This is a genomic window from Xenorhabdus bovienii SS-2004, from assembly GCF_000027225.1.
GTDB classification, from domain to species: domain Bacteria; phylum Pseudomonadota; class Gammaproteobacteria; order Enterobacterales; family Enterobacteriaceae; genus Xenorhabdus; species Xenorhabdus bovienii_C.
Genome location: NC_013892.1, coordinates 1,460,118 through 1,485,373 on the forward strand (window position 1 = coordinate 1,460,118; position 25,256 = coordinate 1,485,373).

Below are 25,256 nucleotides of genomic sequence, written 5' to 3' on the forward strand. Positions count from 1 at the left end.
ATTGGCGTTAAATGATTCATTTATCTATCTTGTTAAACATCTTTATTTTATTTTTCATGAACGAGGCAATAATAAATAAATCAAGCAGGCAAAAAAATAGAAAATTGACCTAAAACCCAAACGACAATTCAGGGATAACTGCGTATCCCTGACGTTGTAAACACGGGTTTGTCTACTTTCCTTTCGACATCATCTTCTGCATCACCATCTGCCCAAACATCCCAGCGGATTGTCTGACCTGTCCCACGCCCTGACTCATCAGGCCGCCGACGTCGCCCATCCGCACGCCGGCCCAGGCCAGCGCCCCCAGCCAGATCATCGGCAGCACAATAAACAACGTCCCCATCACCAGCCCCATGATTAAATCATCCGAGGTGTTCTGCATGCCCGCCAGATTAAACAGGCTGTGGGTGTCTGAGCCGTACAGGGCGTCCAGCAAATGGCTGTCCAGCCAGCGCGCCAGTTCCCACCAGAAGGTCAGGAAATTCAACGCAAAAATCACACAGGTCAGGGTAAACACGGTCTTAAACTCATACGCGGCCACCAACAGCAGCAACGGGATTAAGATATACAACGCCATCAAAATCACCGCCTGCATCATCGGCAGGGCCTGGCGTACCGCATCGAACATTGGATATGCCAGTAAGCCCCCCAACAGTGCGCCAGCAGAGGCCCCTATCCGGGTCGATCCATCCCACAACGTGGGATCGGCATTACCCCCATAACCGGCATACACCTGGCCGGCTTGAGATACCGTCAGGTTCACCGGGCTGACCAGACGGCGGATCACCGCTTCCTGATAAGCGGGCGTGTTTTTACCCAACATTTTCAGTGTCGCAGACAGACGCAGCCACAACCCCGGGTCGGCCTGCGCCAGTACCCGATCTTTCAGGCCGATGTTGGCGGCTGACCACCAGACCTGACAGCTCGGATAGCCGCCCTGCCCGGTATACGGCCGGCCGTTGTCTCGACTCTCCTGCCATGGGAAATCAGCCCGGGGCGTGCGCGATTGCAGCGTCCGGTAATCGCCGGCTAAAAATGTACGGCTGCCCAGCCAGCCGATATCATTCAGGATAATCGGGTCGCTGGTGTGTTCCGGATCGCGTTGTTGCCACTGGTACAATGCCAACGCATAACAATCGTGGGTAAAATCCTGCAACTCGGCCGCCAATGCCGGGCTCTTGATACGGGTATGTTGCACGTCAAAACGCAGTTGCCGTAAATCCGGCCGACAGGGAATGGCGGCCACCGCCGCCTGCGTCAGCCCTTTGGATAACCGATGCACCACAGCCCACCAAATCGGCACTGCCGCCGTTTGATTATTCAGGCTGGATATCACCGGCGCATAACCACTGTTCTCCGGTGCACCGGGTGTCCAGGTGCCACAGCTTTTGGCCCGGGCGGTATCATACTGGAGGGTGCTGAAGCTGACATTCACCAACGGCACGCAGCAGAAAACCATGACGAAAAACGCACTGTAGAGCGTATTTTCAATCCGGGCCAGTGACTGCAATCCATTGGGGCCTTCTTCCTCCCCGCACTCCCGCACTTTCAGCCAAATGGCAATCACTTTGACCACTAACGGCAGGGTAAACAACCCCGTGGCAATCAGAATATGCCACAGGCCATTATTCACCACCCAACCGAGCAGGGTCAGGAAATATTCCAGATAACTGTTCGTGGTCATGACACACTTCCCTGACTGGCTGACAGGGCGTATTCACCCAGCAGGATAAACAACAGGCTGACCACCATCATCCGCCTCAGCGTTGTGCGATATTCCGCCTGATGTTTCACTCTTTGCCAGATTTTCCAACCGCCCCAGAGCAGCCCGCCGTAAAGGCTTAACCGCCACAACAGCCAAAGCGATTGATGCCTTGCCATCCCGCGATTTAAGGCAGACAGGGTGTCGGGATAATTCATCCCTGCCCAGCCGGTAGCTAACGTCACAGCCATCGCCAAAGCGATAATCAGTGATAATCCGATTCCTCGTTTTAACCTTGCACGTTTTTTTGCCATCGTCGAACTTACCTGACCTCACGGTTGGGGGCTTCCAACTGATAAAAACGGGCATCCTGACTGTCCGCGACCTGTTTTTGCGGATGAGCGTGAATACGCTGCGTATCACGCTCAATAATGGTCAGAATGGAATTACGGGAAAGCGCCTGCTTCAGCTCCATTTCATTTTTCAGGGCATTAATTTCCCTGTCCAGTGCGGCAATCCGGCGGTCGCCTTCTGCCAGCGCTTCCGATTGTGCTGCCGCATTGGGTTCGGACATGCCGGTGATCAGCATTCGGCGCATCAGTAACGCGGTTTCAATGGTCTCGCTCATCGCCAGCTCCCCCGCCAGACGCGCAGTCAGGGCGGCCTTATCGGGGTCACGCTGCAACGCCTGAATGACCCCCTGCGTCACGGCCAGACTGCCGGTTTTCAGTTTGGTGAGATTCACCCGCGTGGGTTTCTCCGTGCCGCTGATCAGTTTCACCAGGTGTTCGGCGTTCGTTTTGGTATGGGCTTCCAGCATCGGGGCAAACCCCGTTCCCGCGACCGTTGTCCCCGGCTGGTGTTGTTCACCCCCGCTGCTGCATTCTGCCGCGTGAGCGCAGGTGCGGATGGCCCGATCGCCCAGTACACTGACCACCGCCTCGGCCGCTTCCCGCGCCGTGCTGAATTTACGGCAGGCGCTGCCCTCGCAATTGAAGGTGCTGACCGATGACTGGCTCAGTACCGGCAACTGATTCATCATATTAAAGCCGGCACTGGCTAAATCACGGGTCGGACGAATGGCATTCTGCCCCTTCCCGCCTTGTCGTTGCCCGCCAATCCACGAGTGCCCGCCAGCGCCGGTCGCTTTGGTTCCGGCATTATTGACACGCACAGCATCACCATCCCCGCCGTTAACCTGATTTTTGTACTCCTGCAACGCCGCTGATTGGCTCCATTTGTTGTTCTGCGCAAAATCCATCATTCTCTTCGCCATGTTCTGACAATTGAACTGGGCTTTATCAAACGCCACATTGGCCTGCAATACCCCGTTGGTCAGCATGTCATACAACCCTGGGTTGGCTCGCTGAATTATCATGGCAGGGAGACTGGCAACCGCTCCGGTGGCCCCCTGAATGACTTCGCTCATCAGGTTTTTCATGCCCGCCGTGATACCGTTGAGCTGATTACTGACCGTGGTTTTCAGGTCAAAATTTCCGCACATCAAATCCGAACTCCAGCCGAGTTCCAGCCCGGCCAGCCGGGTTGACCCCGCGCGACTGGCCGGCTCAGAAATCACCGAGCCGCCCCCCAGGGTATAAAACAGCGTATCGGAGACTGCCCCGCTGCTCTGTGCACCATAGCCCAGTGCACTGTGACTGACGGCCGGTAAGGCCACCGACAGCCCCGATGTCTGCCCCTGTACCGAGGCAACGACCAGCCCACCCGCTATCAGCAGCACCGATTTTCTTCTCATCCTGTTTTTTCCTTATATTGCCGTACTGCCGAGAAAACGTTGCCCGCGCCGCTGGCAACAGCTGTAGGGCTGCCACAGGGCATACGCCTGATTGCTGTCTGCCGCCGCTGTGTGGCGGCCATCCGGGAATACTGCACAGGACTGACTTAACTGTGGTGACAACCGTTGCCATTGGTGATTTTTCGTGCCGGTATTTTCTTGCATCGGCTCTGGTGGCCAGTAGCCGTCACGGCGTTGCCCGGCCAGTGGCTGATAAACATGGGGCTGCCCGGTACGGGTGATAATGTCCGCCACCCGCTGTGCCACCACGGCAGCGGCTTTATCCTCATCAGCCTGCGTGACAAAACCGGAACGGGGGTAGAGATTGCCCCACATATTGCCCACCGGCTGGCTGCCCAGTTCACGCAGACCGGGAACAAGCGCTTCAGGATAAAGCGACTCCGGCAGTCCGCTGCGCCACGCGACAGTATCCAGTGTGCTGAGAAAATAGGGCATCAGCGGTGTGGCCGCACTGCGACAGGAATACCCCGGGATTTGTCCGCCAATCAGCGTAGTAGCGGGATGCCCGATAGCATCGGCGTATTTGAAACGCAGACGGGGACTGCGCTTCCCGGCAACCTGAACCGTGTGATTACCGCCGCCGGTGGTCAGGCCGGATAACGCCCCCGTTACCGCATTTTCCAGTCCGCCGGATAACGGGCTGATGTGAGCCATTTCAGACCACGGGTTGCCGCCGGGCGCATGATAGGTGGAGACCACCGCCTGCGGCAGGAAATGGGTCACTTTGACCGAGGTTTTCACCGTACAGCCGTGCCAGGAACAAAACAGCCAGTAACAAATGCCACTGACCTGCCACTGAATACAGGCGGGCGAGAGACTGCCGGCCACGATTTGGGCGGTATTAATGGCGGCTTGTGTGACAGGCGCACATGCCGCGGCCAGCGTGATAACCACCGGAAAAGCCAGGCGTGACGTATTCATGGCTGATACTGCTCCCTGAGCGCCGTCGCTTTGGCAACATCGGCCGTGCCATACACCACGTCACGATCATCAAATACCACCGCCGGGTATTTGCGCACACCGGCTTGCCGGGCATGGACAACAGCACGGTAAGCGTTGATAAGTTGCTGTTCCTGCCCGCGCCACTGAGGAGACTGAAGTATGGTCCGGGCTTGGGTTGCCGCCTGTTGTGGGTCTGCGGGAAGGCGTGCAAAGATCTGCCTTTGCTGTTGCTCCGGTGCATCCAGCCAAATGACCTGTGCCTCAGGGGGCAAATTAACCGGCGGGTGCTGACTGTCGGTATAGATCACAGTTTTGGCTCCGGCGGACAGTGATACCATCCATCCCATCAGGAGCAGTAAACCCGGCTTTTTCATCGCGCCCTTCCCATGTCATAAAACGTCAGAGCAGCGTGAAGAAAGCCGACACAAAAGTCAGCAAACAATTCATTTTTGCAGAATGTAAAAAAACACCCCAGTCTCAGTGCCCTTTCCACCATGACGGATAGCGTGGCTAAGATTTTTCCCAAATCATCAGAAAATTAAATTTCATTAAACATGCTAATTAATAATCCCGTACAATAAGCCGCCATTACTGACAGGATACTGATTTTATATAAACTTTATGCATAGCATGCCGATTAATTATTCATCTGTACATTAGGATAAAAAGAGAAACCCAATGAAAAACAACAAGGAGTCTATGTACCTGCGGGAAAGAGCCTACCTGCGGGAACTGGCTCAACGCGTGGCGAAAGACTCGCCGCATTTGTCCGATTTTCTGACCCTATCCCATGATCCCGATACTGAACGTGTTTTCGAAGCGTTTGCCCTGTTGATTGCCCGCTTACGGGATAAAATTGAGGATGATCTCCCCGAAATTACCCACGGCATTCTGTCCCGTATCTGGCCGTCAGCCCTGAGTCCCATTCCGCCCACAACAGTCATGCAGTTTCATCCCACCGACGGCGAACATCAGGGCACCGTTGACATCCCGGCAGGCACACCAGTTTCCGCCGATGTCAACGGGCAGTTACTCACCTTTAAAACCTGCCGTTCCCTGCATATCGAACCCCTTATCGTGCGGGACAGGACAGTGAAGAAAACCGGCACACACAGTGAGATAGTGCTGACGCTTTGCCAGACAGGCACGCCTTCCCCTGTCTGGCAAAGCGGATCACTGTCTTTTTTCCTCGGTACGGATAATGAACGGGCAGCACAATTAACTTTGTGGCTGGATCAGCATATCTGTGATATGCACCTCAGAACGCAGGGAGAACAACGCAAACTGAATAGTTTCCCTTATGGCTGGCATAACCTGTTCGATGCTCTCCTCCTGCCGATGGGAAATCGCACTTATGCCGGACTGCAATTACTGCTGGAATATTATGCACTGCCCCACCTGTATCACTTTATGACGGTGGATATCAGTGACAGTTGCCGGGACGTTCCGTTAAATGCCGACGGCAGCTTTGAGCTGGTTTTTCGTTTTGAAGGTGAGTTGCCGCTGGATAATGTCGACGATGCTTTTATGCTGGGCTGTGTTCCGGCCATTCATCTGGAAACCCTGACCAGCCTTCCCCTGCCGCTGAATGAAGGCAATCATCGTTATCCCCTGCTTCTTGGCGAGTCCGTGCAGTTGTTCCGGCTGCGCGATATTCAGGTGGTTCAGCAACCTGATGAAACACAGCAACGGGGTTCGCCCTACCGTTATCTGCCCATCGGCCAGTTTACGCCGTCATCGCCCAGTCTGGCGGAAGACGGGGAGCCGGAGACGCTTTATTATTTGCTCCAGAACGAGCGTGATTTACTGGGCAGGCTCACGCACCAGCTGCATTTTTTTGACCTGACCGGCAAACCGGCTCAACACCTGCCTGTCCTGTCCGTCGTGGGTGATATTCTGGGCTATCACACGCAGGCCATCACCTTAAAACCCGGTGAAATCACCCTCACGCAGGAAGGTTCCCCGGCCCATCTCAACGTACACAATATTCTCCCCGTCTCCGCCGATTACCCGTCCCTGTTGCAGGACAATTCCGGCTGGCCGTTGCTTTCCTGCCTCTCCAGCCCGCCGGTGTTGTTATTTGCCACCGACAGCCTGAAACAGTTGCTCCGCCTGTTTGACCCTTACCCCGAACTCAATCGCCCGCTGAGCCGCCATATCCGCCGGCATATCGACGGCATTGTCCGGGTGGAAGAGCACCTCACCGACCGCATGAAACGGGGACGTCCTGTCCGCGGGCACCGGGTGGGGCTCACACTCAACCCTGACTGTTACCACAATCCGGGAGAAATGTACCGCTTCTGCCGGTTAATCAATGAAGCCATGGCGTGTTTTATCAGCCAGTCCACCTTCGTCAGGCTGGCGGTTTATACCTCAAACAACAGCGGCGTCTTGTGGGCATTTAAGGAAGTCTATGGAACGCGCAGAGAGATGTAAGCCATCAAACCCTCACAACAAGGAGTCAAGCAAAACATGATGAAGAATATCATTGACAGGCTGCCCGCCGCCAAAAGTGGATTGCGGTTTACTTTTCAGGTCGCGGGGCTTCCCGAAGATACGTTCAGCGTGGGGGAGTTTTCCCTGCTGGAAGGGTTATCTGAGTTGTTTACCCTGAACCTGACACTGGTCAAAACCCATAGCCTGAATCCGTTCAAGCCGTTAGACGAGGTGGATTTGACCGCTTTACTGATGCAGGAAGCGGAGTTGCAAATCTTTCACGGCGTACAGGTGCAGCGTAAAATCACCGGTATCATCTCTCACGCTGACTGGGCCGGCACCGACGGCAATAAAACCCTTTATACCCTGACCGTTCGCCCGGCACTCTGGCGCCTGAAGCTCAATCAGGAGAGCCGGATATTCCATCAGCAAAATGTGCCCGCTATCCTGAATGGTCTGCTGAAAAAGCACAAAGTGCGGGCGGATTCGAAGCTCTATGACCCCCATCAGGACCGGGAATACGTGACCCAGAAACGCGAATCCGATTATGGGTTTTTCAGCCGATTAGCTGCGGAAGAGGGGATCAGTTTCTGGTTTGAGGATGAAACGCTGTTTTTCAGCGACAGCCATCTGGGCATGACCGCCGGCCTGCCGCTGGCCTACAACCCACAACCGGAAACCGCCCACGGGCTGGATACCATTTATCAGGTGCGGTTAGGCGTCGGGATGAGCCCGCAGCGCAGTCTCCACAAGGATTTTAACTACGACAATCCGCGTTATCACCTCTCCCATATGGCCAGCAGTGAAGGTTTCCGCGATTTCGGCAGCCAAACCCCGTATACCGTGTTTGAAAGCTACGGGCGTTTCCAGAAAGACGCTGCCGCCAAACCGTTTCTCAAATACCGCCACGAAGCGCTGGATAACCAGAAAAAGACCGGCAGCGGCAACAGCAACTGCATCAAACTGATGCCGGGCAAAATCTTCGAAATTATCAGTCACCCACATCTACCGCTCAATGCTCGTTGGCAAATTGTCGGTATCAGCCATCACGGGCGCTGCCCGCAGGCGCTGGGCGATAACAGCGGTGAAGGTACCACACTCAGCAACCATTTCAGTTTTATCGACGGCCTCGCCGACTACCGTCCGCCGTTCCATTACAAGCCACTGGCCGATGGCGATGAAACCGCCACGGTTGTCGGCCCTGAGGGGGAAGAAATCTTCGTCAATAAAGACGGTGCCATCAAAGTGCATTTCCACTGGAACCGTTACGACAAGGCGGATGACGGCGCATCCTGCTGGGTTCGCGTCGCACAGGGCTGGAACGGCAACGGCTTTGGTTTTATGGCGATCCCGCGCATCGGGCAGGAAGTCATCATTTCTTACCTCAACGGCGATATCGACCGCCCGATTGTCACCGGCTGTGTCTACAACGGGCTGAACCGCCCGCCGCTGGATTTGCCGGCCCAGAAAACCCGCACCACCTTCAAGACCAAAACCCATAAAGGCAAAGGCTTTAACGAACTGCGCTTTGAGGATGCGAAAGGCAGTGAAGAAATCTATTTCCACGGCCAGAAAGATTTTACAGCTCATATCGAAAACGATGCCCTCTGGCATATCAAACACGACCAGAAACAACGTATCGATAACAACCGTTATCACGACATCCGTGCCGATGACCATCATCAGGTTGCCGGTTCCCGCAAAATCACCACCGAAGGCGATGTTTCCCACCGGATTGCGGGCAGCCAGCATACCCAGACCGGTGATGCCACCGTGATTGACAGCGGGCAGGAAATCCACCTGAAAAGCGGCGGTAAAGTCGTGCTGGAAGCGGCATCTGAAATCACGCTGAAAGTGGGCGGCAGTTTTCTGAAAGTCACCCCGGCTGGCATTCTCTGTTCACCGATTAATGTCGGGCAGGGTTCGGCCGGTAACGGGCGTGGGCTGGCACTGCAATTGCCGGAAGGGGTAGAGCCACTCCCACAAGTAGGGAAACTCCCGATGGCGGAAGCACTCCCGGTAACTGAATTTCCGGTGCAACCGGCTTGTGCAGAACTGGCGCAGCAGGATGCCAGTTTAGTCATTAAACCTGTTAAAGAGTAAACTCAATGGAAAGAGCTATCACTATGGAGAGCACAGGATCTGCAATAAGTTGGCAAGTCTGGCTGAATGAACCCAGTAAAGCGCCTGTATTTTTTATTCTCAACTCGCTGGCAAAACCGAATCCAATAGAGTCATTTTACCATCATGACTGGGTTGAGCAGGCATTTCCGCTGTATAGCGGAACCCCGATGCGCAATATGTTGAAGCAGAGTCCGTGGTTGGTGCAACCGAAGGTGAATCACCTCACTCAGATAGGGGCAGCGCTGGATCGCTATGAACTTAGTGACAACAGTTGGGGTTGGGCTTATCGCAGCCATACACCGTGGCAAGAACAGCTTAAACACTGGCAACAGCGACAATGGGTGATGATGAATGGCGAACCGGTGCTATTTCGCATGATGGATGCTCGGATATTGGGCACACTAATGCCCGCCTTCACGCCCAGCGATTGGTCACTGATGCTGACTCCAGTCACAGAATTGATGGTTGACACACCGCAACCGGCACGATTTTCCCGTCCCGAAGGCTGCGGAGAGGGTAACAGCGACATCCCATTTACGCTGGGCGAGCACCTGCTGGCCGTCTGGTTACGTTCTCCCTATGGTCTGAAAGTCTTAACCAGCTCCCTTTATAACGATTTATGGGAAAACCATGGTGCAATGGCGAAGCAATGGGATCAACCAGAAGGCAGTTTAGAACCCCGGATTGAGCAGTGGTTGAGGCAAAAACTGGAAGCCGGACAACGGATTGAAAAAATATCCAGTCAGGATTACCTGCTGGCAATGGAACAAGAAAAATAATAGGAGCGCCTATTTATGAGTAATGCTAATTCGATTTATTGTCATGATTGTTCGGGAATGTTAAAGAACAAAATAGAAATTCAGCTTGTTGATGAACATAATAAACCCATCACCAATATGCCTTACACATTGAAAAACCATAAAATGGCTCGTGAAGGAATCACCGATGGCAATGGTATGATCCATGAAGAACACTTGACTTCGAGTCCTCTTAGATTATTTCTCGATGGACAGAAATTGGCTGATGAAATGGAACAACGGCCATTGAGACTTAAGCGATACCATGAGTACACACGCTCTACTGAGTCTATGGCCAAAATTTCAGCCGTTTTTGCAGAAAGCCAAAAATCAGGCCGTCAGTATCGTTATGCAAAAATTGGAGAACTGGTTGATAAAATTCCGGTCATTGAGGGATGGAAAGAAGAAGATCCTCTTCCAAGCTACCATTTTCCAGATAGTGAACCGATGGGCATCGAAGTCATGCCCACTGCATTCGAACGCTATCGTTATGTAATTGAAGTCTGCCCATTTAGGGCATGGTCTTTAGTACTGCATCATCAAAAAGACTATTCTCTGGTTAATGCCTATAACCTTTCACTGATGAGTATATTGACTTATTCCAATGACAACAGTGGGCATTGGGGTTCAGTTACACACTTTTTTAATAAACAGTTGCTCGATTTATCACGATCACCTTATCAGGTTAATGATGAGCGTTTTATGCCTGTTGTTTATGATGTTCCATTCAGTGAGCGCTATACTAAGGTTGTCTATATTGATTCAAAAGTACAAGGAAATACAGGGCATACTCAACTCTTCTACGCCGCAAACAAGCAGGAGATTATTGTTGGTTGGCGTGGTACTGAAATGACGGAAACACAAGATTTGATGACGGATGGAACCTTCCAACCGATAGAATTAGGAAGCACAGCTAATGGTGTATCAAGTGGCTTTAGCGAAAAAGGGAAAGTTCATAAGGGTTTTTGGGATGCCTTTCATCTAATTACAGAAATCAAAGTTTCTGAAGGGAATGATAAAAAAACAGTATTTGAAGAAATCATTAAATTAACAGAAAGTAAAAAACTATTTGTCTGCGGCCACAGCTTGGGTGGTGCCCTCGCTCTGTTACATAGTGCACAGCTCAAATCTTATAATCCTTGCCTCTATACCTACGGTATGCCACGTTTGTTCACTCAAAGTGCAGTGCAAGAACTCACTGAAATTATTCATTATCGTCATGTTAATGAAAATGATTTTGTTCCCTCTGTGCCTTTTAACAAGGATATGGATAATGTTGCTTTTCAAGCAGGTCGTAAATTTCTAGGATACGCAATCGAAGTATTTGATGCAGCTGGTTCTCTCGAAGCAAAAATTATTAAATCGAACAATAGTGATAACGATCCCTTTTTACACCACGGTAAATTAGTTTATTTTTATGCTCTCCCTGATTCGGAATCAAAATTTTATTTACTCCCAGAGCTAAATGAGGAAACCATAAAAACAACCCAAAAATTTATAAAAAAACAAAAAAACGTAGATAGATATATAATGCAAGATATACATTCATTCTTTCAAGGTAATGAAAACCCTACAGGTAAACGTGGAACAGGTCTTTTTGACCATAGCAGCACCTTATATGCTGAATATATTGACAAGAGATTGCGAGAGCTATGTTCTCTTTCACCGGATAAAAAATTGCAAAGGAAGCCGGAAGATCTTTCATTTCTTGAAAGCCAGCCTAATTCTATTCGAGCTATATTCCAAAGGGCAAAAACGGAAGAATATTTTTTCTTAAGGGAAATTGATAATCAATTGGCAATAACATTAGAAGTAACCCAAAAAGATGAAAGAGGTCCAAGAGCCTTGAAACGATATTTTGAAAAACGATAAAGGATTAATATGAAAACTACATTAAAATTACTAACAATATTACCGATTACCTTGTTCTTAACAGGATGTGAATTTATATCCAATGCTATTTCAAGTTATTGGCAAACTTATAACGATAAGTCTGAACCATTCTCACCGCCTGAAAATAATCAATGGATCACTGTTGAAGGCATTGCTCCCCCAAACACTAAACCTAATTTAGTTACTACTTATGCTTCAAATAGATGTCTTGCTACTCATAATACTGCAAGTGGAAAACTCTATCACCTCCCAAGATATCACTGGAACAAGTTTAATATCTCAACAGACCCTGAAACGGGTTCTTTTAAGGAAAAAGTACCTTTCCACGGAGGGGGGTGGTGTCAATGGAAAATCAATACCGTCACAGTATCCCTTGTCTACAATGAAGTTAATCAGTTAATAAAAGGAGCCGTTCCTTATGATGGTACTGGTATAAAAGCTTTTATTAATGGCGCAGAAAAACCTAAAGAGATGAAAGAATTTTTAAATATTATTGACTATAGACCAACTATTTATCCTTTTTTAAGAAGAGATTATGATGATGGTGATAAAATAGGATTATATGGAAAAAGTGGAGGGTTGTCATATTTTGGATTAAGGCTTATAGAAGGAAATGATTGGAAAATCAATTACACGCCTATTTTAGATGAGAGCAAAATGCCAAAAATTATTATCTCAGAAAATCCGCCTGGTGTATATCCTAGAGGAAGTGCAAGGGTTGAATACCCAGATGGAAAAGTGGATTTAAACAGAGATTCTATTGATTATTGGAAAATAAATAATACATCTCAATGAGGATGATAATAAATATCATTTAAGTAATGAATTGAAAGTAAATAACTGCGATAATAATATCGTGGTTATTTCTTTGAGATATCACTAAAAAAATTTACAAAACACTTTTAATATTCGAAGTGATGAAAGAAGTCACCACCTTCTTTCAGTATTATTTCAGTAGCGCAAAGCAGGATGGATATCAGGGCGCGAGCATATTTTGATTGATATCTATCCAAAGAACACTTGTGCACGGTAATCATCACTCCAGCCTGCTTTTTTAAGTTTATTTCTTTGGCTGGGAGCACCACAGTTACATTGTTTTACCATATTCAATACGATACGCCGGAATAACGCCAAAATTTCAATGGCTCCGTCCAGAACAATACGTGAATCATCCTCTTTAAAAACCACATCAAGGATATAATGTTGACTATTTTCAATCCGCCAATGCTGTCGGATGTAGTGCCCTAAGGACTTGTGTCGGGGAGAAAGTGAGCTGATATAGTAAGACGTATCTACCGTGTCTTTGCCGTTTTCTGACCGATGTCGTTCGACCGCGATGATACTGCGAATTGTTGGCCATTTTTCTGCCATTTCAGGGGAAAATTGAGGTTTGAGCTGGAAAACATAGCGCTCTTCCCTACGTCCATGCGCTTCTTGCTTAACTTCAGTGACAATTTGTTCTTTACCTACATCAAACACCGCCTGAAATTGTAATTGGACAGCAGCCCATAACTTAGGCTGATTTTTCTTTACCTGAACAACCATATGCGCTTTCTTTTCACTGATTTTTTCCACTGTTTCACGCTGACAATGTAGGGCATCAAGCGTCACAATACTGCCTTTTAGATTAAGAATATCCAACATTTGGCGAACAACTCGAATTTCACCGTTTTTCGTGGTTGTGGCTTTCTGGCTCAACACTAATCCCCGTTCGGTGTCATACGCTGTGACCAATTGGACAGCATTTTTCTTTTCATTCCGGTAGGCCCGTCTCAGGGCTTTTCCATCAAAGGCGATGACGGGTTTATCGCCTAACTCACGCTGTTCATTAACCCAGTTCAGTAAAGCTTCCAGCTCGATAGCCCGCAGTATTCTCGCAATGGTATGTCGACGGGGTATTCCATGGGAAAAAGCCCGGTATTCCTGTAACCACTTAATTTTGGCTTGCCCGTAAGTTTCAATGTCTTACCAACCTTCGGCTCCCGCCATAATGGCACTGACAACGAGGAAAATAATATCAACCAGATCGTATTGACGATTAATGTCAGAGCGGGTTTCTTTCACAACGGATAAATGTTCAATCAGAGTCATAGGTAAGCAAGTAAGAAGGAAAATAAGTCTCATTAGATCATGTCGTTTGCCTTCATACAAGAGATGTTAAAAAAGTATGCCCGCGCCCTGGTGTTTATGCGGAAGTGAAACAAACCCAGTGTCCGGAAGAATTTAAAAATATCATGACGGATATGCTGAACATGTCGGCGGAACAGTTCACGTTTGAAGAAGTAAAACGACCGAAACCACAGGGAAAATGCACACCTCAGTTACAACAGTGCATTAATGATTTTTTTACCGGAGTCAAGCAAGATCGCACAGATGAAATTATGGCTTTAATCAGGTCTCCCATGGATGAAAACGAAGAGGAAAATATTCTTTATCTTCGTAAACTGTACTACGGACACTATGAAAGCCCATATCAGAGAGATGATTTAGTTAAAAGTGAAATACATAAAACAGTGGTATCGGAGATCTACAACTACTTTGAATCGCTCGATAAAACTAGAAAACTTGAGAATGGCCGGGATCTTTTTCCCTTTCTTTTTAGCCCAAAAAAATATGATATCAGCACCATTGTGCCTAAAAATGTGAGTTTATGCGAAGTTTTTATGAATATGATCCATATTCAGGATGAGAAACTCATGTGATAAAGCGTCAGAAGAATATTTATCTTCTGGTTTGGCCTGTTGCTATAGAAAGACCAAACCAATGACATTGCATATTCCACCTGCCAAATAGACTCTGCCATTACCTCAAACGGAGTCTATTCTTTGACAAAAGAAAGGAGCAACATCATGGATCAATTTGGCAAAATCACGTAAACACAGAACCGCCTTAGCTTCCACACGCAAACGCCAGCCGATGCCAGGCATTACGCATCCAGCTATCCGATTCTGCCCAGAATGCCCATTTTGTCTGCGCATCCATTGAACCGGAACTGGCAGAAAGATAATCCGTGGAGACCACATAAAACTCCCTCACCCAGCCCTCATAGTGATAAAAATTTCCCCATTCTTCATAAAGCCGTTCAAGTGCATATTTGGGCGCAATCTGGCTGCCGAGTGATTGGCAAATTTGCGTTGCATTAAAATAAAAATCTTTCGTTATGCCTGAACGCTCGAACCAGGTATCGCTTGTTAAGGTCAGTACCACCTGCTGCTCTGCTTCATCGGTACCTGTCAGTCTCACGCCGTCAGGGCGTTGCTGTACGACCACCGTATCACCGGATACTGTGACCGCCGGAGAATCACTCTGCCAGTTCACCCGGCCTGTATTATCGGCGATGATAATGCGAAATTTCGCGCCCCGCCAGAAAACTGAAGGCCCCCGGGTGCCAAAGGCTTTCTGGTTGGCATTACCGCCCTGACTGTCAACGGCAACGGTATCGGCAATACGTAATAGCGGGATAAATTCCACCGTTGGCGAGATAACTTCCTGGTCATCAATAATGGTTGTTACTGAAGCTGTACCTGCCTTCTGGCTGCGCAGTGTCGCACGGGCTTCACCGTTTTCATCGGTTTCAATCTGAGCGTCTGTAAAGTGACCGTTGTCCGAGCGCCACCAGACAGGGATACCGACGGCGGGTTGTCCGGTCAGGTTTTTCACCGTCACGGTCAATATGACGCTATCCTGACCATTGGCAATCATGCGGGTTTTATCTGCACGCAGGGTGGATGTCAGCACATCATCAAACCAGAGCGTCGGGGCGGTCACCGTCTTATCATCAACCTGGATCCATACCCGGTGCGCACCGGCAACGGTGCTGGTCAGCTGAATTTGTGTCAATCCCTGTGAGTCGGTTCGGGTCTCTGCTGATGACAGGATGCCATTATCCGTGTGCCAGATGACGGCCTGATTTTCAACCGGTAACCCCAGTATATCTTCAACAATCGCAGTCAATACGATAGCCTCCTGCCCGTTTCCGTTGGCGTGGGTTTTATCCGCGATGATAACGGATTTCAACTGACGCTCAAACGTGACCCCGCCCGCCGTGATGATGGTACCTGACATGTCAGCGCGGACACGGGCGACACCGGCTTTCCGGCTGATAACCCGTGCCCGGGCTTTTCCCCTGCTGTCGGTGATAACCTGTTCATCGCCAATCTGGCCATGATCTGTTGACCACACGATTTCCCTCCCCACCATCGGCTGGTCAGCCGCATCACGCACGTCAATTGTGCAAAGCGCACTGTCCTGTCCATCGGCAATGGCCGTACTTTTGTCACAGGTCAACGTGTGGGTGAGTGCGGGTAAAAATTCAACCGGTGAAGCCGTGAACGTCTCTTCACCCGCCATCACCGACACCTCTGCGATACCGGAGGGCAAACTGACTAATGCGGCAGTGGCCTGCCCGTGCTTATTGGTTGTTGACGGCAAGGTCAGGAATTTGCCCCGGCTGGTTTGCCACTTAACGGACTGGTGAGGAACGGGGATACCAGCAGCATCCTTTACGGTAACGGTAAACGTCACGGCATCTTTACCATCCGCTCTGGCCTGCGTTTTGTCTGTGGTGATAACAGGCTTCAATACCGCGCTGAAGTGCACCGGCAAAGCCACAGTGACATTATCACCAACCGAGACCTGTACGCTATGCTCCCCGTGATGATGACTGCTCAGCAACACTGCCGCCAGCCCCTGTGCATCAGTTTTCTGTGTGGTTTGTGAAAGTTTGCCTTTGTCACTTGACCAGCTCACCGTTTGATCGGGAACAGGCTTACCGTCACGATCTTTCACCATCACGGTATACATCACACTGTCCTGACCGTCCGCCCTTGCCTGCGCCCGGTTTGCGGTAACCTGCACATGGATTTCCGTCGGCTGGATAAAAAGGGTGGTTTCCGATGGCCGGGAACGATTGCCATGTTTATCAATGGCAATGCCGGAAAGCCGGATCACTTTATCGATGGCTTTCGGCAAAAGCAGCATGATTTTATCAGGCGTCTGATGAACAATTCTGCCGCCGGCTTGCTGTAATTCATCAGCCCGGAGTTCTAAACGCGCCAGCAGATATTTGGAGGTAATTCGTGGCGTAAAAGTGATGATTTTGCCTGCATCGCCTTTAAGCTGAGCGGGAAAATCCAGTGTTATCAGTGTCTGCTTGCGGTAGTCCAGCACCATATTATGATTCCGGTTGACAAAATCTGTCCGTCTGAATGTCAGGCTGCGTAACGGCGCGACTGCGTTGGGATCGAGCTGTTGTGCCAGCGGGACGCCCAGCTGATAATTGAGTGCCAGCGTAAAACGGTTATCCCGGTGATCCTGTTTTCCCTGCCGGACATCCGCGCCCAATGTAACTAACGGCACTGGCGTGTATGTCAGCCCGGCCGTCAGGCTGTAAGGATTGTGCTGACGTTTGTTGTCACCGAATAAACCCACTTGCTGTCCGTAGTATTGTTCAAACATCACCTGCCCGCCCCAGTGCGGCAACGCAGGTAATCCGCCTTCTACCCGGATATCCCAGCCATTGGCGGGGCGTGCATCATAATCGCTGACTTGCCGGGATGTTTTCCAGCCGGATAAGCGCTGGTAAAGGTTGGCAGAGAGTTTGACGTTATCATGCCAGGCTTCTGTCCCGATACCGTAACGGTGATACTGCTCCGGCCATAGTGCATCCCAGAACGCATTAGCACCCCATAACCAGTTATCGGTTAGATAGCGATAACCGAAACCCACCGAGGTTGTCGTCTGTCTGTGATCGGTTTTTACCCCGAACTGGCTGAAGGCCGTGCTAGAAGTAACGTTATACCAGGGTAACAACCAATCAAATGAAATGCCTTTTAACGAAAAACGGCTGTCGAAAGGTAAGGTAAAGCGGGCATTGCCGTATTGGTTAAGCCACGGAGTCAGTGTTGATGTCACTGCGGACGAGAACTGCTGAGCTGCCAGTGTTTTTGCGGCTTCACCGGACGAGTGTGAGCGGGTCAGTTGCCCCCATTGGGAGGTGATCTCCGCAAGCTGGATTGTAGTATCGTTCCGATTGTTAGGTTCTGAATCTGCATAACCATTAAGACTAAGTGACAGGCACAATAGGCTGGTAACAAAGGACTTTGCTTTACTGAGCAGAAAAAAATGACTTTTGGGGTGCACTGGCATGTTACTCTTTTCATTGATAGTGAAAGCGGTAACATGCCGAAAACAGGACTCAAATACTGCGTTTAATTCTTTTTTTTATCGGAGAAATTACAAGCATTAGCGGCTTATCTGAACCCCATTAAAGGTATGAGTACAACATTGACACAGAACAGGAATATCCTTTGCGGATAAGTGGGGATTGACCTTTCTTAAAAAACCGGATTTATCGACAAACAGCCCGTTATAATAACTTGATTCACCGCAGCGAATATAATCCCGTTGATCATTTTCATGTAGAGCGACTATCCAAAATACAGGATCTACCCGATCTAATCTCTGAATGGCTTCACTATAGATCACATCCCATTGTTCACCAACTTTACTCAATAGAAACATAAACAACGGTGTATAATCCAAGCCCCGTCTGTGTTTACTTTTCATGGGAAGGAAGTGCGGCATATCTTCCCTGATCAATTTTTGTTTGGTACGTTCCCATCGGTATTCACCACCATGATGATAAACATGATGTGTTGTTGTATTTACCCGACGGTAGAGTTTCTTTTTTCCTCGATTTGATTGATGGTCTCTCATTTAGGCACTCATCTCAATTTTTGATATTATAAAGGGAACCTCCAAAAATTTTTCACAGCGACCAAATTGAGTAAATTACAGACAAAATACATTTCTGCAAGGTAACGCCGCTATGATCCCGCCTCGCTCTGCTTTAAAAAAAGACAAGCTGGCAACGTTTTTGTCGCTTGACCGATACCATTAATATTCCAGACCGTAACACCATTTGGTGTTTCGGAAAACGTATTGGCCAGAGAGTGTTCTGCTCAAGAAAAACCGGATACTTTTTTGAAGGTCATTTCATATTCCACGGGCGTTAAATAATTATTGGCCGTGTGTAAGCGTGTTAAATTGTAATAATGCAGATAATCCAGGACATCTTTTTTCATCTCCGACGGGTTTTCATTATGTGTTTTGAATAGCCAATCGTGTTTTAAACTGCCAAAAAAACGTTCAATAACGGCGTTATCCCAACAGACCCCGACATCCCCCTGATCCGTTCTCATGTCATAACTGCTGAGTAGGTCCCGGTATTGTTGGCTGGTGTATTGGCTCCCTCTATCACGATGAAAAACACAACCTTTTGACGGCTAGCGTCAGTGATACGCTTTCATCAACACCTGACTGATCAGTGTCGTATCTGTCTCCGTTGACATATCCCATCCCACTATCCGGTGAGAAGACAAATCCATCACTATCGCCAGATGTAACTAACCCTCAGGGGTCTTTAAATAGATTATATCTCTCCCGTCCAAACTTCATTCGGCGCCAGCGGATTAAAGTTCCGGTTGAGTAGATTACAGGCTGTTGATATTGCTTTACCTTTGCGCGGAGCCCGATAGTTTTTACGCTGCCTGACGTATAATCCGAACTGTTTCATTAACTTTCGGGTGCGATAATCACTGAGAGTAAGGCCTTCTTTGCGTAATTTTTCCGCCAGCATCCGGTAACATAAGCTTTCCCGGTTTTCTTTAAATAGCGCCGTTGCCTTTCGGTGTCATTCTCGTTGTTCATCAGAAAGTAACCGAACGGGTTTTGCCTGCCAGGCATAAAACGTTGAACGACTGACCTTCATCACTCGACATAATTGGCGAATGGGAAATGGCTCTGTCTGTTCTTTAATGAACCCACACCTTACAGCAGTTCTTTCGCAAAGAAGGCACTCGCCTTTTTTAAGATCGCCTTTTCCATTTTCAATTGTTTGTTTTCTTTACGAAGCAGCAACAACTCCTGTCGCTCATCTGAGATTAAAGAACCGGGTTTAGATTTCTCAACATAGTGTTTCCGCCACGTCTACAGGAGTTTTGTTGGAATACCTAAGATTTCAGCCGCCTATGGGACCGTATGGCCCTGTTCAACAATCATATTGACCGTTTCTCTTTTAAAGTTATCGGTAAATTTTTGGGGTGATTTTCGTTTCATAAAGACACCTTAGTTAAAGTCATTCTATTCCTTTACCAAAGTGTCCGAATTTATCAAAGCACAACACTTAAGCAGAACTGACGTTAACTAAACATTTCAGATACGGAAAAAGTCACATCACCCAACTTTTCCCTATCAGATAACCGCCTGGTTCATTGGGTAACGCTGGGTAAGATAGACTCATTATCCTGTTTTGGTACAATCAATTGGGCAAGAGGGACGGGAACCCGCCTGTCTTCTTTGGTTTTCAGCCAGCCATCAATATCCAGCAGCCACCAGTCATTGATACGGAGTTCATAAAAGCGTCGCGCACCATCACCATAAAACTCGTGCAGCGGCAACTGCCAGCGGGCACGTTCCCGTGCTTCGGGAAAATTGAGTCGGTAATAATCCTGATGGATACATTCGCATTCGCACTGGGGTATTTCCCGTGCACAGCCGGTAAACTGTGCACCGTCCAGCCCTGGCGGTGCAGTTGCCTGCATATCATGACAAAACAGCGAACCGCTGACCTCTGCATGGTAGAAAATATTTTCGGAATGTCTGGCGATCCTCATCGAATACCACACCAGCCGCAACGGTTCAAATAATGGCACATAATTGACCGTAGCAGCCCAGGGCATATTGTCAGCGTGCCGACTGGCAAGGGTGAAAAAGCGCGCGTTGTTGAGCAAATAAAGGCTGCGTTGTATTAGATTCATGTTATCTCCTGGGATTGACGATAAAAGGTGCGTCGTTCAACAAACTTGAATCAAGGATTTCCCACCACAGAGATTGCTCGGTGCGGATTTTTTCCCATTCGGGATCTTTGCAGAGTTTTGACACCGCCCTGCGGTACTGTCCCCACGCGGCTTCGTCGGCAAATGTAACGTAATGTTCCAGACAATGGACGTTATCACCAATAGTGCGGACATACCAACGGCGTTCTCCAGTCATTTCTAGTGTACGGTAGAACCATTCGTCACGTTTTTCCACCCAATGCCAAAATGCGGTCATATCCAAATGGGCTTTTTGTGTCGGTTTCAGTAAATACATCAGATGCAGCATCAGGTTCTCCTTCAATCAAGCAACGCCCAGTCGTGGGTCAGGTGTGTGCCGAATTGTTGTTGGTAATGTTGGTAAAAAAGGCGGTTATAGTCTTCACATTCACTTATTGATAGAGGGACGGCATTTTCGAACAGCAACAGCGCGGCGAGCGGCTCTATTTTTGCACCACGCCGCGTTTTGGCTCTAAGGGCGGAGATGGACAGCCGGCATTCACGGATCCCGTTTTTCGCCGCGTAATCTAATGAGGAGTAATAGTTCAGCACGAAATAACGGAAGTCGTTATCGTCTATCTGATAATTCGAACCGTAATAACGGGCATGAAGGGTTTCACCAAAACGGTAGAAGATGGTTACCCCCAGGATCTGCTCATCGCGTTTGGCTACAGCAGCCACCGCGGTGTTGATGACTGAGGATTTTTTTTGTCCATCAAATATGCGCTGCATCCAGTCAATACCTTGATGGCTACCGTATTTTCCCCGGTTATTAGCAATAAGTTCTGCCGCCGCCTCCAGTAGATAATCGTCCAGTCGGCACCATTCCACCCGGTTTCCTAAGCGGGCAAAGGCAGCCAGTTCCGCGTTGGCTCTTACCCTGTGGTGGGAGCATAATTGTTGTAATTGCGAATCAAGCCCCCCGGCCGGTACCGATAGGGTCGCTTCCCCTGAATGCATCAATACCCGAGCATGGGGATAGTAACGGGCAACCTCGAGGGCCTGATGCAGCGGCATAAAAGGCATAATCGTTGCGTAATATCCCCGGGTCCCGGCCAACTGGGCAAGCATTTCAGCCATGGTCGACAATGTTTCACCCCGGCAGCTCCCCTGCACGCAGGGGATTTCATTGTGCGTGGAACGGCGGGCTCCGCCCCACAAGAAGGGGTATTGCCAAGGACCGTCCAATCCGGGGAAGTAGTCTGGCAGATAGAACAGCCCGGACTGATCTTCGCCACCCCAGAGTGCGCAACCGCCTAACAATCCCGCATTGCCGTACAGTGTAAAGACGTCTCCCTTGCCCAAGGCGTAATCCAGTCCACCTAACCAGCCGTGACTGTGAAAAAAGTCATTATCGGAAACCAACGCATCCCACTCATGCCGGTCGATATACTCAATGTCGGAAACTAAAGGGGAGAAGGCGGACTGGCCAACATTGATTAACATGCATCCCCCCTGATACATTCAAGAATGGCGGCATGCGGGCATTGAACGTAGGATGAAAGATTCGGGATCAGGGTATTGACCGGCACATTCAACGATTTCCAGTTTACCGTCTGAAAACCGACCTGTTGTAGCGTATTTTCCAGTGTCGGACGCGACCAATAGTAGGCCTGTATATTGATATCGTAAGGTGGCTGGCAGATATGAAGCCGAAGGGCGCTACCGTCCGTGCGCGGCTGCTCTTCAATCAGACGAAAGCCAAAGGGGCGATAATATTCGGGATCTGAATTGAAATCAGGGTGGATAGGGAGTGTGAGCAGGCGCCCCCCTGGTTTTAATACCCTGACCATGGTTTGGCTCATCGCCATTAAGTCCGCGTAGTTAGCCGCATAAGGCATCACATAAACAGCAAGGACTATATCGAAATATACGTTATAATCTTCATTAATCTTTGAAATATAGTGAATTCCGCGCTGGTCTTTTTCCTCACGCCGGCGGGCATAATTAAGCATGCCTTCGGAAATATCATAGCCGACAATGCGTTTTGCGCCCCGCTCATTCAGCCAACGTGAAATTACGCCAGGCCCACACCCGAAATCCAGAACATTTAAACTGGAGAGATCTCCAAGTAATTTTGCTAACGTTGGAAGCTCTAATTCCTGACGATAAGGCCAAGAAGTCATTCTTTCATAGAGTTCTGCGTACTTATCAAACGTGGCCGGATTAAATTTAGGTAAATTGGCTTGTTTTTCCCTGGCAGATAAAGAGTCCGAAGATGGAGCTGAACGCATAATAACTCTCCAATTATTTGTGATAATACAATAAATTAACAGTTTAATCTCTTACGACTTCGCCTATTTTTGCTCAAGGCAAATATGGACCGGAAAGAGTAAGATCTGTCGGTTTTGTCGCATTAGCGGAACATCGGGTAAGCGCCTCTGTTTTTTGAGCAAATCCAGAACGATGTCCCTGATCCGAAACACGTTTAAACGCCTCCATTATCCTGTCGATATCATGGCCCAATGCCGGCCTACGCCCTGAGCCTGCGCAATCTCGAGGAAATGAGGGCGGAGCGGGGAATTGAGGTTAATCACGATACCGTATTAATTATACTATTTAATGAACGTGAGGGATAACATCAGGTGATATCATTAAATTGCCTTTTTTCAAGGTTATTATGCTTTCACGAAAACGGCGACATACCGTCATAAATTTGGAATTTTTTCATCATTATGTGGTGAATTACACTCTTATTTTTCCAGACTAATTACATAGTTATTCCTATAAATAATTTAATTTAATTTAATTTAATTTAATTTAAATGGAAATTTCATTTTTTATTATTTTAATAACTATTTATGATAGTTACCCATATAAAATAAAATTTTCTAATAATTATTTAAGTATCTTCAGAGGGTTCTGTCGCATTAAGGTGAGGTCAGGTAATATGGTTCTGTTGCATTAACAGAGAAAGTCTGGGTCAATGTGGAGTTGGTTTGCTTTTTATTCAGCCAATCGATAAAACATCTCTGCCGGTGACAATGTCATATCTTCGGGTTATGAGTATTGCCCTTTACGCAGCATCGAAACGAGTTCTGTCCTCAGGGGTTACGCATGAAATTTTGGTAGGCTAAAATTGATTAAATAACCGCGCTTCCATGTAGCCATTATTTCACCCGGCTGATTTCCTTCGGGCACTCAAACTCAACTTACTGTTGGTATCCCGTTTAACGATATTGAGCGCCATTTTACGTAATTGGGCAAATATTCTTGTGGCGATCTGCTCTCTCATCCGTGAATCATCTTCCCGAAAAGTGACATCCAGTCCCCAGTGTAAGCTATTTTCAATAGCCCAATGTTTCCGAATGCCTGCTAACTGAAAGGCAGGAGAATCCTGACAACAACTTAAATAATAACGAAAATAAGAAGTGACCAGAAGAGCCTGAATATCTGGCCAGGAGCCTAAGTGTTTTGTTTCTGGTGTCAGCGGTAGAACCCATCCGCGTCGTCTGACGGTACGCCCATGGCTATCTTCAAATTCAGGTTGTGTATTTAATATGTTGAACTTGGCAACTACAGGGAACCTCCAAAAACTTTTCACAGCCACAAAATTGAGTAAAATGTAGACACAGCACATCTCTGCAAGGTAGCGCCGTCATGATACCGCCTCGTTCTGCTTTAAAAAAAGACAAGCTGGCATCCGAATATCACCGTCGAAAAATCGATGAATTAGGTGATCCGCTGCTTGTTCTTGATAAATATGTTGATTTCTCGGCACTGGCTGACACACGTAGACCGTGTCGCGCCACGGATTATTTCTCCCAAAGGCGGACGCCCGCCATTCCCGACTGAGGTGATGGTTCGCATCATTATCCTGAAACATTTCCATAATCTTTCTGATGAAAAGATGGAATATCAACTGCTTGACCGAATGAGCTGGCAACGTTTTTGTCGCTTGACCGATGTCATTAATATTCCAGACCGTAACACGATTTGGTATTTCGAAAAACGGATGGGCAGGAAGGGGCCAGGGCATTGTTTGAAGAAGCGAAGCATCAGCTTTCGGCACAGGGATTCATTCCTCGAGGTGGCCAACTCATTGATGCCACGTTGATTCCGGTTCCTAAGCAACACAATAAGAAAGAAGAGAATGAACAAATTCGTCAGGGTAAAACCCCTGATAACTGGACGAAAAAAAACGATGCCAGAAAGATACCGCGGCAACCTGGACGAAAAAGCACGGTAAAAGTTATTTTGGCTATAAACTTACCATTAATGTCGATACAAAATATAAAGTGATTCGCAACATCGCGACAGGAACCGCCTCCGCATATGATAGCCAGTTTTTTGAAGCCGTTTTGGAACGGTCAAATACAAGCCGGGACATTTATGCGGATAAAGGGTATGCCAGCCAGATGCGTGAACACGCACTGAAGGAACAGGGCTATCGTGTTCATATTCAGAGAAAAGCGTTACGAAAGAAACCATTATCAGCCTGTCAGAAAAAACGAAATAAGAAAATAGCGAAAACCCGGGCACGGGTAGAACATATCTTTGGTTCATTCTCCCAGATGGGTGACAAACTCATCCGAACGGTAGGCCGGCTGCGAGCCAATTTTGCGATGATTCTGAAGGCCACTTGTTATGATTTGCAACGTTTGGTTTATTTTGGAAAATCCGGCCTTCATGCCTTTTAATTTCGGTATGTGATGAAAAAGCGATGA

Annotated in this window: 18 protein-coding genes and 5 pseudogenes; 8 read left to right on the forward strand and 15 right to left on the reverse strand. The window is 48.4% G+C overall.

Annotation, left to right across the window (positions count from 1 at the left end; all coding sequences use genetic code 11):
• Nucleotides 1-172: 172 nt before the first annotated feature.
• From XBJ1_RS06415 to XBJ1_RS06435, 5 genes are read right to left on the reverse strand one after another with little or no spacing between them, the layout of a single operon-like run.
• The gene (locus XBJ1_RS06415) at nt 173-1,687 is read right to left on the reverse strand and encodes a conjugal transfer protein TraG N-terminal domain-containing protein (protein ID WP_010846569.1); all 1,515 of its coding nucleotides are present in this window, start codon (nt 1,685-1,687) and stop codon (nt 173-175) included.
• Complete coding sequence (locus XBJ1_RS06420; protein ID WP_012988010.1) at nt 1,684-2,019, reverse strand: hypothetical protein; 336 nt, start codon at nt 2,017-2,019, stop codon at nt 1,684-1,686. Before XBJ1_RS06420 ends, XBJ1_RS06415 begins: the two co-directional genes overlap by 4 nt.
• Before the next feature lie 8 nt (nt 2,020-2,027).
• Nucleotides 2,028-3,461 carry an integrating conjugative element protein gene (locus XBJ1_RS06425; protein ID WP_012988011.1) on the reverse strand — a complete coding sequence of 478 codons (1,434 nt, stop codon included), beginning with the start codon at nt 3,459-3,461 and terminating at the stop codon, nt 2,028-2,030.
• 12 nt (nt 3,462-3,473) lie between these two features.
• A complete protein-coding gene (locus tag XBJ1_RS06430) occupies nt 3,474-4,442 on the reverse strand; it encodes a TIGR03756 family integrating conjugative element protein (protein ID WP_012988012.1) in 969 nt (322 codons plus the stop codon).
• Complete coding sequence (locus tag XBJ1_RS06435; RefSeq protein WP_012988013.1) at nt 4,439-4,837, reverse strand: TIGR03757 family integrating conjugative element protein; 399 nt, start codon at nt 4,835-4,837, stop codon at nt 4,439-4,441. The genes XBJ1_RS06430 and XBJ1_RS06435 overlap by 4 nt, the downstream gene beginning before the upstream one ends.
• A 304-nt stretch (nt 4,838-5,141) precedes the next feature.
• On the opposite strand from XBJ1_RS06435, the gene tssF reads away from it, so the two are divergent.
• The 5 genes from tssF to XBJ1_RS06460 are packed head-to-tail and all read left to right on the forward strand — an operon-like array spanning nt 5,142 to nt 12,508.
• Nucleotides 5,142-6,899 carry a type VI secretion system baseplate subunit TssF gene (gene tssF / locus XBJ1_RS06440; protein ID WP_012988014.1) on the forward strand — a complete coding sequence of 586 codons (1,758 nt, stop codon included), beginning with the start codon at nt 5,142-5,144 and terminating at the stop codon, nt 6,897-6,899.
• Between the two features lie 36 nt (nt 6,900-6,935).
• Complete coding sequence (tssI, locus tag XBJ1_RS06445; RefSeq protein WP_012988015.1) at nt 6,936-9,002, forward strand: type VI secretion system tip protein TssI/VgrG; 2,067 nt, start codon at nt 6,936-6,938, stop codon at nt 9,000-9,002.
• A 23-nt stretch (nt 9,003-9,025) separates the two neighbouring features.
• Entirely contained in the window at nt 9,026-9,802 is a 777-nt protein-coding gene (locus XBJ1_RS06450) for a DUF4123 domain-containing protein (RefSeq protein WP_038198560.1), read from the forward strand.
• Between the two features lie 15 nt (nt 9,803-9,817).
• A complete protein-coding gene (locus XBJ1_RS06455; RefSeq protein WP_012988017.1) occupies nt 9,818-11,692 on the forward strand; it encodes a lipase family protein in 1,875 nt (624 codons plus the stop codon).
• Between the two features lie 9 nt (nt 11,693-11,701).
• A complete protein-coding gene (locus XBJ1_RS06460) occupies nt 11,702-12,508 on the forward strand; it encodes a hypothetical protein (protein ID WP_012988018.1) in 807 nt (268 codons plus the stop codon).
• Nucleotides 12,509-12,718: 210 nt separating this feature from the next.
• Here XBJ1_RS06460 and XBJ1_RS19600 read toward each other — a convergent pair.
• A pseudogene (locus XBJ1_RS19600) lies at nt 12,719-13,804 on the reverse strand (ISAs1 family transposase).
• A 104-nt stretch (nt 13,805-13,908) separates the two neighbouring features.
• Here XBJ1_RS19600 and XBJ1_RS06475 point away from each other — a divergent pair.
• Complete coding sequence (locus XBJ1_RS06475; RefSeq protein WP_232503308.1) at nt 13,909-14,415, forward strand: hypothetical protein; 507 nt, start codon at nt 13,909-13,911, stop codon at nt 14,413-14,415.
• A gap of 187 nt (nt 14,416-14,602) precedes the next feature.
• Here XBJ1_RS06475 and XBJ1_RS06480 read toward each other — a convergent pair whose 3' ends face one another.
• From XBJ1_RS06480 to XBJ1_RS06515, 7 genes and pseudogenes are all read right to left on the reverse strand, one after another.
• The gene (locus tag XBJ1_RS06480) at nt 14,603-17,860 is read right to left on the reverse strand and encodes an Ig-like domain-containing protein (protein WP_012988020.1); all 3,258 of its coding nucleotides are present in this window, start codon (nt 17,858-17,860) and stop codon (nt 14,603-14,605) included.
• A gap of 96 nt (nt 17,861-17,956) precedes the next feature.
• The gene (locus XBJ1_RS06485; RefSeq protein WP_012988021.1) at nt 17,957-18,430 is read right to left on the reverse strand and encodes a hypothetical protein; all 474 of its coding nucleotides are present in this window, start codon (nt 18,428-18,430) and stop codon (nt 17,957-17,959) included.
• Between the two features lie 245 nt (nt 18,431-18,675).
• A pseudogene (locus tag XBJ1_RS06490) lies at nt 18,676-19,831 on the reverse strand (IS3 family transposase).
• A gap of 152 nt (nt 19,832-19,983) precedes the next feature.
• Nucleotides 19,984-20,532 carry a pyridoxamine 5'-phosphate oxidase family protein gene (locus tag XBJ1_RS06500; RefSeq protein WP_012988025.1) on the reverse strand — a complete coding sequence of 183 codons (549 nt, stop codon included), beginning with the start codon at nt 20,530-20,532 and terminating at the stop codon, nt 19,984-19,986.
• A 1-nt stretch (nt 20,533) separates the two neighbouring features.
• Nucleotides 20,534-20,878 (reverse strand): hypothetical protein, encoded by a 345-nt coding sequence (locus XBJ1_RS06505; protein ID WP_012988026.1) that lies wholly within the window; start codon nt 20,876-20,878, stop codon nt 20,534-20,536.
• A gap of 11 nt (nt 20,879-20,889) precedes the next feature.
• The gene (locus tag XBJ1_RS06510; protein ID WP_012988027.1) at nt 20,890-22,035 is read right to left on the reverse strand and encodes a peptidogalycan biosysnthesis protein; all 1,146 of its coding nucleotides are present in this window, start codon (nt 22,033-22,035) and stop codon (nt 20,890-20,892) included.
• Complete coding sequence (locus XBJ1_RS06515; protein ID WP_012988028.1) at nt 22,029-22,823, reverse strand: class I SAM-dependent methyltransferase; 795 nt, start codon at nt 22,821-22,823, stop codon at nt 22,029-22,031. The genes XBJ1_RS06510 and XBJ1_RS06515 overlap by 7 nt, the downstream gene beginning before the upstream one ends.
• A 172-nt stretch (nt 22,824-22,995) precedes the next feature.
• Between XBJ1_RS06515 and XBJ1_RS22180 the strand changes: the two are divergent.
• A pseudogene (locus tag XBJ1_RS22180) lies at nt 22,996-23,135 on the forward strand (IS6 family transposase); the annotation flags it as partial.
• Nucleotides 23,136-23,535: 400 nt separating this feature from the next.
• Here XBJ1_RS22180 and XBJ1_RS22950 read toward each other — a convergent pair.
• Nucleotides 23,536-23,628, reverse strand: a pseudogene (locus XBJ1_RS22950) (IS6 family transposase); the annotation flags it as partial.
• Nucleotides 23,629-23,704: 76 nt separating this feature from the next.
• Nucleotides 23,705-24,133, reverse strand: coding sequence for an ISAs1 family transposase (locus XBJ1_RS06520; RefSeq protein WP_158304284.1), 429 nt, complete (start codon nt 24,131-24,133; stop codon nt 23,705-23,707).
• A gap of 59 nt (nt 24,134-24,192) precedes the next feature.
• Between XBJ1_RS06520 and XBJ1_RS06525 the strand changes: the two are divergent.
• Nucleotides 24,193-25,229 (forward strand): annotated as a pseudogene (locus XBJ1_RS06525) (IS5 family transposase).
• The last annotated feature ends 27 nt before the right edge of the window (nt 25,230-25,256 follow it).